10 protein-coding genes are annotated in these 16238 nt (G+C 46.3%); 4 read left to right on the top strand and 6 right to left on the bottom strand.

Annotated elements, in window-relative coordinates; translation table 11 throughout:
- Positions 1-57 precede the first annotated feature (57 nt).
- The 6 genes from BC643_RS13480 to BC643_RS13455 form a co-directional block, all read right to left on the bottom strand.
- Positions 58-2199, bottom strand: coding sequence for an endo-1,4-beta-xylanase (locus BC643_RS13480; protein WP_120274279.1), 2142 nt, complete (start codon positions 2197-2199; stop codon positions 58-60).
- Positions 2200-2216: 17 nt separating this feature from the next.
- A complete protein-coding gene (locus BC643_RS13475; protein ID WP_120273585.1) occupies positions 2217-3599 on the bottom strand; it encodes a glycan-binding surface protein in 1383 nt (460 codons plus the stop codon).
- A 20-nt stretch (positions 3600-3619) separates the two neighbouring features.
- Positions 3620-5260, bottom strand: coding sequence for a RagB/SusD family nutrient uptake outer membrane protein (locus tag BC643_RS13470; RefSeq protein ID WP_120274278.1), 1641 nt, complete (start codon positions 5258-5260; stop codon positions 3620-3622).
- 19 nt (positions 5261-5279) lie between these two features.
- Positions 5280-8693: a TonB-dependent receptor gene (locus tag BC643_RS13465; RefSeq protein WP_170154550.1), complete on the bottom strand. Its 3414-nt coding sequence runs from the start codon at positions 8691-8693 to the stop codon at positions 5280-5282.
- Between the two features lie 143 nt (positions 8694-8836).
- Entirely contained in the window at positions 8837-10003 is a 1167-nt protein-coding gene (locus tag BC643_RS13460; protein ID WP_120273583.1) for a FecR family protein, read from the bottom strand.
- A gap of 51 nt (positions 10004-10054) precedes the next feature.
- The gene (locus tag BC643_RS13455; protein WP_120273582.1) at positions 10055-10609 is read right to left on the bottom strand and encodes an RNA polymerase sigma-70 factor; all 555 of its coding nucleotides are present in this window, start codon (positions 10607-10609) and stop codon (positions 10055-10057) included.
- Between the two features lie 254 nt (positions 10610-10863).
- On the opposite strand from BC643_RS13455, the gene asnS reads away from it, so the two are divergent.
- The 4 genes from asnS to BC643_RS13435 all read left to right on the top strand — a co-directional run bounded on the left by asnS (position 10864) and on the right by BC643_RS13435 (position 16235).
- Positions 10864-12300 carry an asparagine--tRNA ligase gene (gene asnS / locus BC643_RS13450; protein WP_120273581.1) on the top strand — a complete coding sequence of 479 codons (1437 nt, stop codon included), beginning with the start codon at positions 10864-10866 and terminating at the stop codon, positions 12298-12300.
- A gap of 153 nt (positions 12301-12453) precedes the next feature.
- Positions 12454-13956, top strand: a complete 1503-nt coding sequence (locus BC643_RS13445) for a DUF5723 family protein (RefSeq protein WP_120273580.1) — start codon at positions 12454-12456, stop codon at positions 13954-13956.
- Positions 13957-14157: 201 nt separating this feature from the next.
- On the top strand, positions 14158-15612 hold the full coding sequence (gene rpoN / locus BC643_RS13440; protein WP_120273579.1) for an RNA polymerase factor sigma-54: 1455 nt from the start codon (positions 14158-14160) through the stop codon (positions 15610-15612).
- A 17-nt stretch (positions 15613-15629) separates the two neighbouring features.
- Positions 15630-16235, top strand: coding sequence for a phosphatase PAP2 family protein (locus tag BC643_RS13435; protein ID WP_120273578.1), 606 nt, complete (start codon positions 15630-15632; stop codon positions 16233-16235).
- Positions 16236-16238 lie beyond the last annotated feature (3 nt).

The raw sequence follows: 16238 nt of genomic DNA, 5'->3' as shown, positions 1-16238 counted from the left end.
AAAACAGCAGAAGCAGTTCCGAAGAACTACCTCTGCTATATGGGAAGAGTTGAAGGGTCAATATTGCAATTCGCCCGAGAAATCTTCGCTCACATCTTTGCCGGCCAAGCCATCGGCTGCCCCTTTGTAAGCATGTTTCCGGTTATAGTTTGCATCCCACAAGTTTGGTGCATCACCACTCAACCAATACTCGTGTTCCTGCTCATTATCCGAAATTCCCCAAATGGTAACTCCGTATTGCTGCGCAGAAGGGATGATCTCGCGGTACTGATCGATCACATATTGATACATATCAGCCTGTGCAGCGAGTTGATCTGCTGTTGGAGAGGCCGTGCCCACAACAATATCCAACTCGGAGATCTTAATCAACTTACCCGAATCGGCCAGTTTCTGGAACATTTGTTTGATCAGGTCCTTATCCGTGCTGGTTGAAATGTGCATTTGGGTTCCGATTCCGTCAACGGTTGCTCCCTGTGCTTCAATGTAGGTTACATAATCTATCAGCCCCTGAAGCTTTGCCGGGCTGGACTCCAGATTGTAATCATTGATGAACAGTTTGTCGTCGATGTTACCATACTGACGAGCCAGGTTGAAAGCCATGACAGCGTAGTCTTTGCCCAGGTACAACGGCCAGGAGAAGTAATCGTCGGGCTCTTCACCCGCTGTATAATCATCGGAACCGTCGCGAACATCCCCGCTACCTTTCATCGGTTCGTTTACCACATCCCAGGCGTGAATATCTGCTTTGTAATGATCAACCATTCCTCCAATCCAGCTTTCCATGGCATCCCCGATGATTTCGGCTTTCTCCTCATCAGTCTTTTCTATGATTGTCGGGCCGGAACCTCCACCCTCTGCCGTAAAGACAATATCATCAAAATAATAGCTAGCAGCAGTCTGCCCAAAGTCGATCACCAGTTTCGTGCGGGTAGCTGTCGACGGAGTTACGGTTAATTGAACCTGCGACCAGCTGGTGCCGACACTGATACCGCCGTAATAGTTCGCACTGTAGTCGTCGCTTTGTAACTGGATTTGAATAGCAGCACTAGAGGTTGCTTTCACCATAAACGAGAGGTTGTATTCTTTATCCTGTTCCAAGGCCTGATCGAACCAGTAAACCTGCTGAGCGCTCCAAAGGTTTGCAGCTGTTGGGTTTGTCAGAACCATCGCATAACCTGCTCCGTCAAATCCTTCACCATCTGCAGAGACAGCTCTCGACGAACCGTTGCCCCAACCGCCCCAGGGATCCAGAGTCGCAGTTTCAAAATCACCATTACTAACCATATTTGTTGGCGCCTCCATAAACACCACATCGTCGATATAGAAGGTCGCTGCCGATTGCCCGAAGTCGAAGATAAAACGAGTGCGATCGGCTGCTGTTGGCGTAAAGGTCAGGTTCACTTGTGTCCAGGTTGTTCCAACGTCGATTCCTCCGGAATAATTCGCGGAATAGTTGGCACTTTGAAGTTCCACTTGAATCACAGCCGAGGAACTTGCTTTCACCCAGAAGGAACAATTATATTCTTTGCCCTGCTCCAACGGCGCGTCGAAAGTGTAAAGCTGTTGAGCACTCCAAAGATTAGCGGCAGTTGGGTTAGTCAGCACCATGGCATAACCGGAGCCTCCCAGACCGCCACCACTCGCGGAAACCTCGCGGGTGGAGCCGTTACCCCATCCACCCCAGGGATCCAATGTTCCGGCTTCAAAGTCACCATTACTGATGATGTTCGTTCCCGCTTGTCCTGGAATAATTGTCGCTGCGATGAGGTTATTCAGATAGGCCGCGTTCTGGTTCTGATGCCACACCAAAGTGTGTCCAAATGTACTCAAGCCTGCTTCTTTGGTTTTGGTAATGAAAGCGTCCACCGGGTCAAAATCAATCGAACCATCAGATTCAACCATTGCGGCATGCTTCATCGCATATCCAACAGTCACCTCATCGAAATTCGCATTGGCGATGTTGCGATAGGTTTCGTCATTCATATAAAGATCCAATCCAATACCAACTCCCAGGGTGAAATCGGTGTAGGTTTTCAACGCGTCGTAGCGCTCAATCTTTTCGGCCAGCTCCAACGGAAGCTCGGCCACTGTCACTTCTCCCTTCGAGGGATCCTTTGTCCAGTCCATGATCTGGTCTTCGCACGAGCTGAACATCATGGCCGCCAATGCGGCGAAGGGTAATATATTTTTGTAGTTCATCTTCATAAGTTTAGAGGTTATTCTTCATCCGGGAAATCACTGTAGACGGGCGTTACCAGCGAAACAACCCGCCAGTTATCCGTGTAAACGTCAACCGAGGTTTCAGCTGAAAGGAATTCAGTCTCACTATCGCTGTCGCTGCCGGTAATATTTCCCAGGTTGAAATCAGAATTTTCGAAATAGAAACCGAAGTTTTTGTAACTGGACGACTCGCGGGCAGCCAACACGTCTTCGAAAGTGAAATCGCCATCTTCGAAACTGTAGAAAGCGGTAAGCGGAATGGTTACAGTTGTCCAGCCCTCAGTTTTGTATGGCTCCACCTCTTCATCCACAATCCAAGGGACGTAATTGTAGCAAAGTCCGCTCCACTCGCCACCGTTGAAACCATTCACGAGACAAACTTTCAGGTAACCCGAACCGGACCACTCCTCAGGCACATAAATATCAAACTGAAATGCTACTTCATCCAACGGTGTTGTTGCCGGAATGTACGGTGTCAATTGTCCACGCCAATCGTCGACACCATTACCGGCTGTCCAGACTTCCGAGTTCCGGGTTTTAGCAGCAGGGAACGAACTGATTCGAGTGGGGCGATGCGGCACATAAGTTCCCTGGGAAACATTTCCGGTACCGATGCTGCCCGATGCCAAATCTTCCGGGCGAATCATGCTCGCAGCACTCCCCCAGTAACCCTGCGATCCCATGCCGTCAAAGTCAAGAATAATTCCATTCTTGAAGTTGAAGTAAGCGGGAGAATAGGCTCCACCATTCGAACATTCGATAAACAAAGACCCACCTTCGTCCGAAACTCCATCAGGTACGGTTACCGTAAAGAATTCTCCGTCGTCATCGGATACAATTCCATCGGTCACCTCGATGTCACCCGGGAAAACAACCTTATTTACTTCGACCAGACCGCTGCCATAAACAGTGATCGACTCACCGGCCAAAGGCAAAGTGTTTGAGATACTGCTAATCTCGGGAGCTTCAGCCCGAATCTCAAAATCAAATGTGACGTTGTAGCTGTCGTTTAGCATCTGAATTGTGTTGCGAAGCTCAGGATCGGCATCAACGGTCGGGGTATCGCGCGACACGCTCACCAGCATCGAGTTATCTGAAACCAGCACAGGATTAAAGTAAGTCGAATAGCCGTTGATGTAAACTTCCCGTAAGCCTGTAAAACCAGAACCTTCCACGCGCAACAACTGTCCCAAACGGGCAAATGCAACCTCGCGATCGGGCACTGCGGAAGAAGCATCCTCCAGGTAAACTTTAGTGATTGTAATCGGGCCACCGGTATTGTCGTCATCCTTGCAAGAGGGAAACATAGTTCCGACCAGCAACAATCCGAGAAAAACAATTGAAGCCCAACGGTATTTTGTTGAAAAAATGTATTTCATTTCGATTCAGTTTTAGTTGGTTAGAACAGATCAGTAATTCGCTCTTCTGTAAAATGATATTCAACAGGATCTTCCTTCAACAGCGGGTTCTGTACCACTTCCGATTCCGGATAGGGCAACAGGAAAATACTAGCATCGATGTTGCCGATTGAGCGGGATCCCGCGTCTCTGCTATCATCATCGGTCAGCGTGTTTGTTGAAGTTTCGTAGGTGAATGGTTGGATTGTTCCCCGATCCTGCAGAATAATGTCGTTGATTACTTCCTGTTGTTCGTAATAGGCACGACGAACAAGATCATACCAGTATTGGCCCTCCATACACAACTCAATTCGACGTTCTTTGTGAAGATTCTTGTCGGTTAGTTCAGTCAGATCTTCCAAGCCGGCACGATCACGAAGCTCATTCACATAGCCTAAAGCAGTTGCGTCGGTTGTAGCTGCGGAATTACCTAAAACAGCTTCGGCATAATTGAGATAAACCTCAGCCAAACGCATCATATACGTATTCAAAGCTGAGTTCATGCGTGCAATCTTGGCATTGTCTTTTGTTGAACCGGTAACGCCTTTTTTCACATTCAGCGCCGTTTCGGTTTTTTCGTAGGTGTAGCCACCGTTCGCTTTGTTGATTTCGTCATATTGATCGCCATAGCCCATCCAGGTCGCTTTCCGGCGCACATCATCCGATTCATATTGAACCAAAATATCGTATGAAGCACGGGTCCAATAGCCCCAGGCAGCATCATCGCCCGTAATTTCGGAACCGGCAGCGAAATAGGCTTGCTGTGTGTTGATGACGCCGTAACCGGTTGAATTATTCAGGTATGGCACCCATTGAAGTGCAAAAATTGATTCCGAATTATTGTTATTCTCAATCATGAACAGGTCTGCATAGTCTTCCATCAATTGGTAAGGCCCGTCATTTATGGCAACCTCTGCCGCCTTTTTAGCTTTATCCAGGTATTCGGAATCTCTCGCCCCGCTATTCGGATTACCACTCAAGCCTGCGTACGAAAGATAAATACGCGATAACATGGCATAAGCGCTGTACTTGGTCAACCGGCCGTCGTTAACCGCCTGTTCGGGCAGATACTTCGCCGCGAACTCCAAATCGCGCATCACAAATTCGTAAACCTGATCTACCGGGTTGGTATTCACAATCGGGTTATTCACCAATTCATTCGGATCCTCACAAAGAATTACATCTCCCCAAAGAGAAGCCAAATACCAGTACGCCACACCACGCATAAAGCGGGCCTCGGCAATGTATTTGTTTTTGGTTTCGTCTTCAACACTACTCCCCTTAATCCCGATTACAACCCGATTCGATTGCTGGATAACATTGTAGAAAGATTGCCAGGCTGAAACCAAAGGTCCTGTCAATCCGGTCTCGGTTAAATCACTGAACGGGTAAATGTAATCGGAATAGGGAGCATACAAGTTATAAGCGCGGCCGTCACCCAAGCCATAATAGAACTTATCATTGAAGTCAAACCAAACCTTGTTGTAAAGCGGCGCTGTTGCTGCCTGGAAGTCTTCCTCAGACTGGTAGAAATTATCACCGGTAATCTGATCGTTCGGCGAAACTTCCAAAAACGAATCACATGCAGTTGCAAGCAACGAAAACGCGATCGCCAAAGTGTATATCAATTTATGTGTTTTCATAATCATGTCTCGTTTTCAGTTAGAAAGTTACATTTAAGCCAAACGTATAAATTCGGGGAGACGGGTACCGGGCATTATCGATTCCGGTCATCAGTGCATCCTGGTTTGTCGAACCAATTTCCGGATCATAACCGGAGTATTTGGTGAAGGTGTATACGTTTTGCAGGTTAGTATAAATTTTCAGGTTGTCAACCCCCAGCTTATTGGTGACCGAACGCGGGAAATTGTATCCCAGCGATATACTTTGAATACGCAGGTAGGAACCGTCTTCCACAAAGCGATCGCTGAAGCGGAAGTTTGAAGTTGACGATGCAGATGAAGCGGCCATACGAGGCATGTAAGGATCACCGCTTACAATTTCAATGTTGCGGTAGTCATTCGGGCCTTCCGAATCAATCAAATCCAGATGGGCATAACCCAATGCAGATTTCAGTAAATTGGTATTTCCGCGCGGATTCTCGAGCCAGCGACGTTGATAGTTCACAACCTCGTTTCCATACGAACCGGTCAGGTAAACATTCAAATCGAAACCTTTCCAGGCAAACGTGTTACCGATACCGAAGATGAAATCGGGTTCCGGATTGCCGATAAATGTCCGGTCTTCCTCGTTGATTACACCGTCTTCATTCATATCTTTAAACATGTAATCGCCAATCCACACACCATTTTCACCAATGGCCATGTCTTCCGGAAGCGCTGTTGGTACAAGCTCTCCGGCGCTGTTTTTATAGTAGAAATCCGTAGCCTTTTCAAAGCGTCCAATCACTTTGTAACCGTAGAACTGACCGATTGCCTCGTCGACAGCCGTACGGGTCACAACCGTAATTTCCGATCCTTCCTGTATGGTTTTGTTGATGATGCTGGTTTCGGTGTCCAGCGAACGTACTTTGTTTCGGTTCATCGAGAAGACAAGGTTTGAACGCCATTGGAAGTCGCCTTTGTCAACATTGACCGTGTTTAGTGTCAACTCGAAACCTTTGTTTTCAAGTGAGCCAATATTCACCCAGGGTGAAGATGTTGCGCCTTGTCCTTCAGTTCCGACATAGCCGGGCAAGGGCAAAGCCAGCAACAGGTTTTTCGTCTTTTTGTAATAAACATCGGCGATAAACTCGATGCGGTTTTGAAACATGTTCAAGTCCAAACCGATGTTGCTTGAGTAAGTTGTTTCCCACTGCAACTCCTCGTTGGGCGTGTTACCGGCAAGCAAACCAGTTCCCCAATTTGTCGGGATAGAAACATAGGTTGCGGTGTATGAATAAGCATTGGCCGGTATGTTTTCGTTACCAACTGTACCCCAGCCTAAACGCAGTTTCAGGTTATTAATGGTCGCATTGTCTTTTAAGAAATCTTCATTGGAAATCTTCCAGGCCAAAGCGGCCGACGGAAACCAACCCCATTGGTTATCGGGGTGGAATTTTGAAGAACCGTCATAACGCAAGGTAGTTGTCAGCAAATATTTGTCATTAAACGAGTAAAACAAACGTCCAAAGAATGAAGCAATAGACGCTTCCCAACTGTTATTGGAGTTGGTTGCTGTTGTGGCGTCTCCGGCATCCAGGTCGGTGGCCCCGTTTGTCAGGTATCCGGTTCTCGAGCCGTAAAGGTACTCGTAGCGCGACTCCTGCATTTCCTGCCCCAACATGAAGTTGATATTATGAACTCCGAATTCGCGATTGAAAGTCAAAATATTACGCCAGCTCCAGTATTTCGAAAAACTCTTTGAACGGGAACCTTCACGAATTTCGTTTGACAAGGCCCCAAATGTGTACGTGGGAGTAAATTTGTAGCCATTCCCCACACCGTAGTCAATTGCATATTCAGTTCTGTATGTCAAACCCTTCACCAAGGTGGCCTCCATGAAGGTGTTTGCCCGAATGTTGAATTTTTCATTTCGGTTATCCTTCAACATAGCCAAACCAACCGGGTTTGATTGTACATACTGATCAGTATCCGGTCCGTCGAAACTACCATCAGCGTTGCGAACAGCAACGTTCGGTGTTTGCTTGAGGGCTGTTTTAATCAAGGAATCATCCGAAACGGTAGTCTTCTGTTTTGAATTACTGAAAGCAAAGTTGATCCCTACTTTCAGGTATTCCTTCACCTGCGTATCAAAGTTTCCGCGAAGGTTCAAACGCTTAAAGCCCGAACCGATGGCGATACCATCCTGGTCCAGATAACCGATTCCCATGGCGTAAGTATTTTTCTCAGTACCCCCTGCAACCGACAGGTTGTTGCTGTTCATCATGGCTGTGTTAAACAATTCCTCTTGCCAGTCGGTACCTTCACCCAACAAATCAGGGCGAACAAAATTATTGTCGTATTCCACAATCCCCATGGCAGCGCGATCATTCTTGTGCATTGCATATTCCCGCAGATTGAGTAGGTCAAGCTTAGTTGGCATTTCCTGCCAGCCCATATAGCCATCGTAGGTTATCCGGGCTTCACCTTTTTGACCTCGCCTTGTGGTTATGATGATAACACCGTTTGCCGCACGTGAACCGTAAATCGCTGTTGCCGAAGCGTCTTTTAAAACATCCATCGTTACAACGTCGGATGGGTTGATGGAAGATAGTGGGTTCGACGTTTCCGAAGAAGTAGAACCATCGATGATAACGCCGTCGATCACATAAATCGGTTCGTTCGACAGGTTCAGCGAGCCAATACCACGAATGCGGATTGACGAACTCGCTCCCGGCGCACCACTGTTTTGTTGTACCTGAACACCCGCGGCACGTCCCTGCAAAACCTGGTCAACCGAAGTAGTAACCGACTTGGAAATAGCATCGCTCGAAACCGACACCACCGAACCGGTTAGGTCGCTGCGGCGCATTTGTCCATAACCAACAACGACGACTTCATCGATGTCAACTAATGATTCTTTCAGCACAATATCAAATATGGCCTGGTCGCCAACAACCATTTCCTGAGGCTCCATACCCATAAAACTGAACAGCAAAATTGCATCCTGCGGAACATCCAAAACAAAACGCCCGTCGATGTCCGTGATAACCCCAATGGTCGTTCCTTTTACAACGACCGAAACACCGGGCAAAGAAATTCCTTCCCTATCAGTCACTTTACCGGTGACTTTCTTTTGCTGCTGTCCTGGCTTGGAATTATTCAGCTGCTCGTCGCCTTTTTTAATCACCACGATCCGGTCATCAATCTCGTACGAGAAACCGTAGGGAAGAAGAATCTGATCGAGAATCTGCTCAACTTTGGCGTTAGACAGGTCGACATTAACGGTCGGAATCTCTTTCAACATGTCAGAGCGATACAGGAAGTAATAGTTGCTCTGATCTTCAATATTTTTCAATACCTCCTCAACTTTCGCATTCCCCATTTTTATATTTAGGTTCGTCTGTTGGGAATATGCAGTGGCCGAAACCTGTAACAACCCCAAAATGAGGAAGAATAGTGTTAATCTCATCATAAGATAGAGTTTTTGCCACCCGCTCCGAAAAGCAGGATTACATCGATTTTTTTTCATAAATTTGAGCTGTTTGAATCCAACATTTAGTGTTAACACTGAGTGTTCAAATGACGGGGAATGGTGCGAACATTTCCCGTTTTTTACTACTCAATGCGAATAGAATTTCCGTTTACATATATTTTGATTTCGTTAGTTTTTGCAATTTTATTCAGCACCTCATTGATGTCGTCGTAGCGTTTGAGCGTGCCGGTAAATTTCATATGCCGCGCCCTCTGCGAAGCAAATACCACATCGCAATCGTACCAGCGCTGCAGCGTTTTCATGATTTCCGAAAGCTCTTCATCTTCAAACATCAGCTTGCCCTTTCGCCACGAAATGTATGGTAAGGTTTCAATCTTCCGTTTTTCCAATGTGTTCTCGGTTTTATTGAAGGTGCATTGTTCGTTCGGGACCAGTGTTTCCTGCACTTCAGGATTGTCCTTCAAACTAATGCGAACACTTCCCTGCACCAATGTTGTGGTAATGGTCTCGTCATTTTGATAGGCTTTTAGGTCGAACTGTGTTCCCAAAACCCGAATTTCCTGGTTGCCCGACCAAACCCGGAAAGGCCGCTGCTCGTCGTGTGTCACTTCAAAATAAGCCTGCCCCTGCAGCTCAACCTTGCGTTCATCATCAGCAAAACGAATCGGATACCGAATGGAGCTTTCGGCATTCATCCAAACATGCGTTCCATCGGGAAGAGTCAGCACATATTCGCCGCCACGTGGTACGCGCAAAATATTGTACCGAAGTTCGCCATCGGCAAGTTTGCCACCCGAATAAGCCAAACCATTCTCGGTGTTTTGGATGATAATGCCATCTTCGCTCAAAGCCAGGTTTCCCGAATTGGTAAGATCGTATGTTCTGCCGTCGTCGAAAAACAAGGTTGCTTTGCCGCTGCCCGGTTTAATCAGGCTCACCTGCTTTTTCGTGATAACTTCGGGAGACGATTGGAATTGCCAAATCAAGACAGAAGAAATGAGGGCAACCAAAGCAGCGATTGACGCGGCGATTGCCATTTTCTGTATAAACTTCCGCTTTTTAGCCGAACGCTCGCGTCCTTCGAAAGAATGCCAGGCCCGGTCCAAGTCCAACTTCGAGCCGGTAAAAGAAGAACCGCTTTGGTAGTATCGTTTGACCTGTTGGTAGTAGCTGCGATGAGACGAATCTTCCTTCAGCCAGTCTTGCAGGTGTTTTTCTTCATCGGTGGTCAGTTGACCATGAACCGATTTCCAAATAATTTTAATATCGATTGTAGGCTTGGTTGCCATCTTAAGCTTTTTACCCCTTTGACACGCCCCAGCCAAAAACAGGTGACAAGCTTAGAAGAAAAAAAGCAAAGATGTGTTGTCCAGCAGTTTTTTGCGGAGTCGCTCCTTTGCACGAAGCAACTGTGTTTTGACCGTATTTTCAGAAACCTCTTTCAATTCGGCAATCTCTCGAGTCCGCAGACCATCACGGTATTTCAGCAGAAAAAGCTCCTTCATTTGATCCGGTAGCGACGCAATCGCCTGCTCTACTTCGTGGCTCAAATCAACTTCTTCAAAAAAATCGGGATCATCACAATCCAGACTCGCTTCGATGTAAAGCAGCTTGTGTTTGTCCTCAACCTGTAGATCGCGCAAATGATTGAGGCAGCGATTACGAACCGCCTGGTAGAAATAGGCCTTCAGGGAAAGATTGATATTCATCTGCGCCGCATTCTCCCAAAAGTACAGGAAGAGCGTTTGAACAATATCTTCGCAAATGGCGGGATTAAAAACGAAGTTCTCGGCAAACCGCACCAAACCCGGGTAATACTCGTAAAACAAAGCCTCGAAAACCTTGCGGTTCCGCTGTTTAATTTCATTGAATAGTATACGGTCCTCAATCCTCATGCAGTGGATTTTGTTGTGGGTTTAGTGAACTAAAATAAATCAGAATTTATCAATAAAACAAAGACAAAAATCCGGGATCAGCGGAGAAAGCTTTCGGTAATGTGAAAATTATGGTACTCGCCGAGGTCAGGTTAATTGACTGCTAATGATTAAACTTTTGAGCAGGGCTGCTAATGTTTTTCAACAGAAAAATGTACTTTTGTTCTTCTCTTTTAAAAAACCATGGGTTAATCTGCAAAATAAGAAAATACAGTATGAAACGACTGAAAATTAAAGAAGTATTAGCTGGCGGACAAGTAGGCCAGCAAGTGTTGGTGAAAGGATGGGTAAGAACCAAACGCGGTAGTAAAAATGTCAATTTTATCGCCTTGAATGACGGTTCGACCATTAATAATTTGCAGGTTGTTGCCGATGTTGAGAAGTTTGGAGAAAGCTTACTGAAGGATATTAATACCAGTGCATCGCTGGCTATTACCGGCGAACTGGTTGAATCACAGGGTAGCGGACAAGCCGTTGAGCTGAACGCTACCGAAATTAAAATTTACGGAAAAGCTGATCCGGAAAAATACCCGATTCAGCCTAAAAAACACAGCCTGGAGTTCCTGCGCGAAAATGCTCACCTGCGTTTCCGTACGGCTACATTCAGCGCCGTTTTCCGTATTCGCCACGCCATGGCTTTTGCCATTCACAACTATTTTAACAGCAAAGGATTTGTTTATTTACATACACCGATCATCACAGGTTCGGATGCAGAAGGTGCCGGACAAATGTTCCGCGTTTCAACGCTGCCTGCAGTGAATCCACCGATGACAGAAGAAGGCGAGATCAACTACGCAGAAGACTTTTTCGGCCGCCCGACAAACCTGACGGTTTCCGGACAGCTGGAAGGTGAATTGGGTGCAACAGCCTTGGGCGAGATTTATACTTTCGGACCAACATTCCGTGCCGAAAACTCGAATACAACCCGCCACTTGGCTGAGTTCTGGATGATTGAACCGGAAATGGCTTTCTACGAACTGGCCGACAACATGGATCTGGCGGAAGAATTCCTGAAATACCTGATCAAATATGCGTTGGACAACTGCATGGACGATCTGAAATTCCTGAGCAACCGCTTACAGGAAGAGGAAAAAAACAAACCAGCAGACCAACGCTCGATGGAGTTGATTGAAAAGTTGCAGTTTGTTTTGGCCAACGATTTCGTACGCTGTACTTACACCGAAGCCATCGACATTCTGTTGAATTCGAAACCTTACAAGAAAAATAAGTTCCAGTTCCCGGTTGAATGGGGAATTGACCTGCAAAGTGAACACGAACGTTACCTGGTGGAGAAACATTTCCAAAAACCGGTTATCCTGATCAACTACCCGAAAGACATTAAGGCTTTCTACATGAAGCAAAATGATGACGGTAAAACAGTTGCTGCCATGGACGTGCTGTTCCCGCAGATTGGTGAGATCATTGGTGGTTCGGAACGTGAATCAGACTACGACAAACTGATGACCCGCATGACCGAAATGGGCATTCCAGCCGAAGAAATGTGGTGGTACATGGATACCCGTCGTTACGGAACAGTGCCTCACGCAGGTTTCGGATTGGGATTTGAGCGTTTCATCCTGTTTGTTACCGGAATGGGCAACATTCGCGACGTAATCGCTTTCCCGCGTACACCAAAGAATGCAGAATTCTAGTCCTCAACGGATTTGAATTACCAACATTGAAAAGTTGATAAAAACGAGCAGGCCATTTCGAACACCTGCTTATTACGATTATATTTGTTTACCTCTTCGTCATGCTCAATTAAAGGCATCCGAAGAGGTAAATTTTTTATCGACTGATACCAAATGCATTACCCCAAAAGCACGAGTCCTCTTGCCCTCAAGCCGAAGTTGAAAACGTTACATGGCAAACTAATTTTACTGCTTTTGCTGCTGATACTGTTCGTAAATACATCCAAAGGTCAGTCGAACATTCTGTTTTACCACACCAAGGATTTTTACAACGCCCCCGGCTACAACCCCGCTTTTTTAAAGAACCAAAAGGAATTCACCTTCAACATCTTCCCAATGTCGGGAATTGGGGTCAGCTACAACAACCGCGAAGCAATCGACAATGTGGTGAAGATTTTATTCACCGATGAAGTTGATGATGAATCGAAAGTCATTTTCCGGAGCCTGGTTAAAAAGGATCTTTCCTACAACTACATCGATGCCAATCTGCTGAATATCGGGATCAACACCCCATCCGGTGCATTCAATTTCCAGATCAAGGAAAAAGCCTATGTTTTGATGCGTTTTGGCGGCGAGTTTTCCCGCTTCCTGATGAACACAACCGGCGATGAAACAGTCGGCCTGTACGAAAACCAGGATTTCCCGTCCGAGTCAGTTCACCTCAGAGAGTACTCGTTCGGCTATGCCAACGAGCTCATTCGGCATAAACTCGATTTTGGTATTCGGGTGAAATTGTACTATGGAAAATCGTTCATGGCCTCGACCCTGGGGGGCCAAATGATCGACCAGGAAGGACTCTACTATGCGCAATCACACGGCGACGTGTTCTTCTCGATTCCGGCTACTGACAACGAAGAAAACGGCGTGATCACAAAGATCAATGTGATGAACGGCAAAAGCATATCCGATTACCTTTTCAACCGAAAAAATACAGGCTTGGGGATGGATCTCGGAATAAACTGGAAAATCAACCCACAAGTGGAATTTACTGCAAGCGTCCTCGACCTCGGCTCAATCACCTGGAAAGAGAGTGTTTACGACTTAAATTTCGATGAGGGACTGTACGAAATCGAGAACATTCATTTCGACCCCGAGCTTGGCGTATTGGTGAAGGAAACCGACGAAGTAGATTTGGTCGACCACATTGCCGAACTTTACGATATTATCCCCACAGAGCAGAACTATAAAACCAAAATCCCGACAACCTTCCTGCTCGGCCTGAATTACAAACTGTCGAACCAGCTGAACATCGGAATTGTCAACCGGTACATCCAAATTGAAAACCTGGGACACAACAGTTTCTCAACACTCGTAAACTACCGCTATTCCAGTCACTCCACACTAGTCTCCGGAATTGGCGTTTACGGCAAATCATTTGAGAACATTCCGCTCGGTTGGCTTTACCAATGGAGGTCGGCACAGTTTTACATCGGGACCGACAACATGCTTTCCTTTTTCGTGCCCAAATTCTCGGACTACTCCAGCTTCAATTTTGGCGTCGACTTCAATCTTTTCGGCCCAAAAGTGAGGTATAAAAAAGTGAAATACCTGCCTTTCTTCAAATTGAAAAAGAATCGGCGTCGTGGTTCCGACGGCCTGATTTTTGATGGAATCTAGCGAAAACTGCGCAAAGCCGCGGAATACGGATCATTTCTAAATTGTAAAGGTACTTGCTCTCCAACCGGCTTTTTAACAGTATCCGTTCGATGTAAGCATAAAAATTATAATTTTGGAAAAACAGAGCGTGTTTGCAATCGATTTTAGCCAAGTCGGCAGACACAGTCATGAAACAAACAGATTACATTAGACAAGTACGGTATGCCATCTCAGAAACTAAGTTTACAACAAAAATTACTGCAGAAGTTATCACCACAGCAAATACAGGTGATCAAACTTCTGGAGATTCCTACCGTGCAGTTGGAACAGCGCATCAAGAAGGAATTGGAGGAAAATCCGGTACTGGAAATGCTGAACGACACGCCGGACGAAGAAAGCAATATGGCGGATGACGACAGTTCGAGTGACAGCGACGGCGACGAGTTTTCGCTGGAAGATTACATGGACGAAGACGACATCCCCGAATACAAATTAGCAGCGAACAACTATTCAAAAGACGATAAGCAGATTGACGTGCCGTTTTCGGCTGGCACCAGTTTTCACGAATCGATGCACGAGCAGCTTGGTCTGGCCGATTTGGATGAAGACAAACGCAAACTGGCCGAGTACATCATCGGGAATATTGATGATGACGGTTATTTGCGACGCGATTTACTTTCCATCAGCGACGATTTGGCTTTCAACCTGAACCTGAATGTCAGCGAGAAAGAGCTGGAAGAACTGCTCGAAGTGATACAGGAATTCGATCCCGCCGGGGTTGGAGCCCGCGATTTGAGAGAATGTTTACTCCTGCAGATTCAACGCAGAAGAGCAACACCTGCGTCGATGCTGGCCGAGAAGATCATCTCGGAAAACTTTGACGAGTTTACTAAAAAGCACTACGATAAGATTTTACGAAAGTACGATGCATCAGAAGATGAACTGAAAGACGCGATTGCCGAGATTTTGAAGCTCAACCCGAAACCGGGCGGATCTTACAGCAACCCGCTTACCAAATCGAACCAGGTGATTGTCCCCGACTTCATTTTGGAAAACCAGGATGGTGAGCTGCAGCTTTCGTTGAACCAGCGGAACGTACCCGATTTGCGCATGAACGGCCATTACATGGACATGCTGAAAAGCTACAGTGAAAACCGCAAAAACATATCGCGCGACCAAAAAGATGCGATGATGTTTGTGAAGCAAAAGCTGGACTCGGCCAAATGGTTCATCGATGCGATTCGTCAACGCCACCAAACATTGCTGGTAACGATGTCGGAAATTATCGACTTTCAGAAAGACTACTTCCAGGATGGTGACGAAACCAAGCTGAAACCGATGATCCTGAAAGATATTGCAGACCGCACCGGATTGGACATTTCAACCATTTCGCGCGTTTCGAACAGCAAATACATCCAAACGAATTTTGGCATCTTCCCGTTGAAATATTTCTTCTCGGAAGGAATGCAAAAAGATACCGGCGAAGAAGTTTCGACCCGGGAAATCAAGAAAATTCTGGAAGATTGTATTTCGGGCGAAGACAAGCGCCGTCCGCTAACCGACGACCGTCTGGCCCAAATCCTGAAAGAAAAGTCGTATCCGATTGCGCGCCGTACCGTTGCCAAATACCGCGAACAGTTGGGTATTCCGGTAGCCCGTATGCGGAAAGAGTTGTAACGCCGAAAGCCTTTAAAATGATTCAAAAACTAGCGAAAGCTGTCTCCTTCCTGTTTCATCCGCTGCTGATGCCAACCTTTGGTTTTCTGTTGCTGATGAACACCGGATTTTACTTTGCATTGATCTCCTACGAAGCAAAGAAATTCATCCTGCTGATCGTCATTATGAGCACTTTTCTGCTTCCTTTGATCAGCATGAGTTTCATGCTTTTTTCGCCGCGTTTTAAAATTAACCTGGATAAAAGCTCAGACCGGGTTCTGCCTTTGCTGAGCACAGCTGTATTCTACTACCTTGGATATTACTTTCTGGGGAAGGTACCGATTTATCCGATCTACCGAATCGTTTTAATTGCCAGTGTTCTGACGATTGCCATTCTTCTGATCATTTCAATCAAATGGAAAATCAGTGCTCATCTGGCAGGAATCGGTGGACTGATCGGGGCATTTTTGGCACTCTCTCTACGCATGAATATTAACAGCTCACTATTGCTGGCTAGCCTGATTTTCGTAGCCGGAATAGTTGGTACCGCGCGAATTGTGCTTGGTAAACATACACCACTCCAGGTTTACGCCGGGTTCTTTCTTGGCTTTGCGGTCAACTACCTGATCATGGCCTGGATTTAACCC

The sequence above is a fragment of the Mangrovibacterium diazotrophicum genome (assembly GCF_003610535.1).
Classification (GTDB): Bacteria; Bacteroidota; Bacteroidia; order Bacteroidales; family Prolixibacteraceae; genus Mangrovibacterium; species Mangrovibacterium diazotrophicum.
Note: the sequence above shows the minus strand (reverse complement) of the source record. Positions and strands in the feature narration are given on the sequence as shown.

Coding starts and splice junctions, on each gene's coding strand:
- BC643_RS13480 (WP_120274279.1), bottom strand. CDS start 2,199: ATGAACTACAAAAATATATTACCCTTCGCCGCATTGGCGGCCATGATG.
- BC643_RS13475 (WP_120273585.1), bottom strand. CDS start 3,599: ATGAAATACATTTTTTCAACAAAATACCGTTGGGCTTCAATTGTTTTT.
- BC643_RS13470 (WP_120274278.1), bottom strand. CDS start 5,260: ATGAAAACACATAAATTGATATACACTTTGGCGATCGCGTTTTCGTTG.
- BC643_RS13465 (WP_170154550.1), bottom strand. CDS start 8,693: ATGATGAGATTAACACTATTCTTCCTCATTTTGGGGTTGTTACAGGTT.
- BC643_RS13460 (WP_120273583.1), bottom strand. CDS start 10,003: ATGGCAACCAAGCCTACAATCGATATTAAAATTATTTGGAAATCGGTT.
- BC643_RS13455 (WP_120273582.1), bottom strand. CDS start 10,609: ATGAGGATTGAGGACCGTATACTATTCAATGAAATTAAACAGCGGAAC.
- asnS (WP_120273581.1), top strand. CDS start 10,864: ATGAAACGACTGAAAATTAAAGAAGTATTAGCTGGCGGACAAGTAGGC.
- BC643_RS13445 (WP_120273580.1), top strand. CDS start 12,454: ATGCATTACCCCAAAAGCACGAGTCCTCTTGCCCTCAAGCCGAAGTTG.
- rpoN (WP_120273579.1), top strand. CDS start 14,158: ATGCCATCTCAGAAACTAAGTTTACAACAAAAATTACTGCAGAAGTTA.
- BC643_RS13435 (WP_120273578.1), top strand. CDS start 15,630: ATGATTCAAAAACTAGCGAAAGCTGTCTCCTTCCTGTTTCATCCGCTG.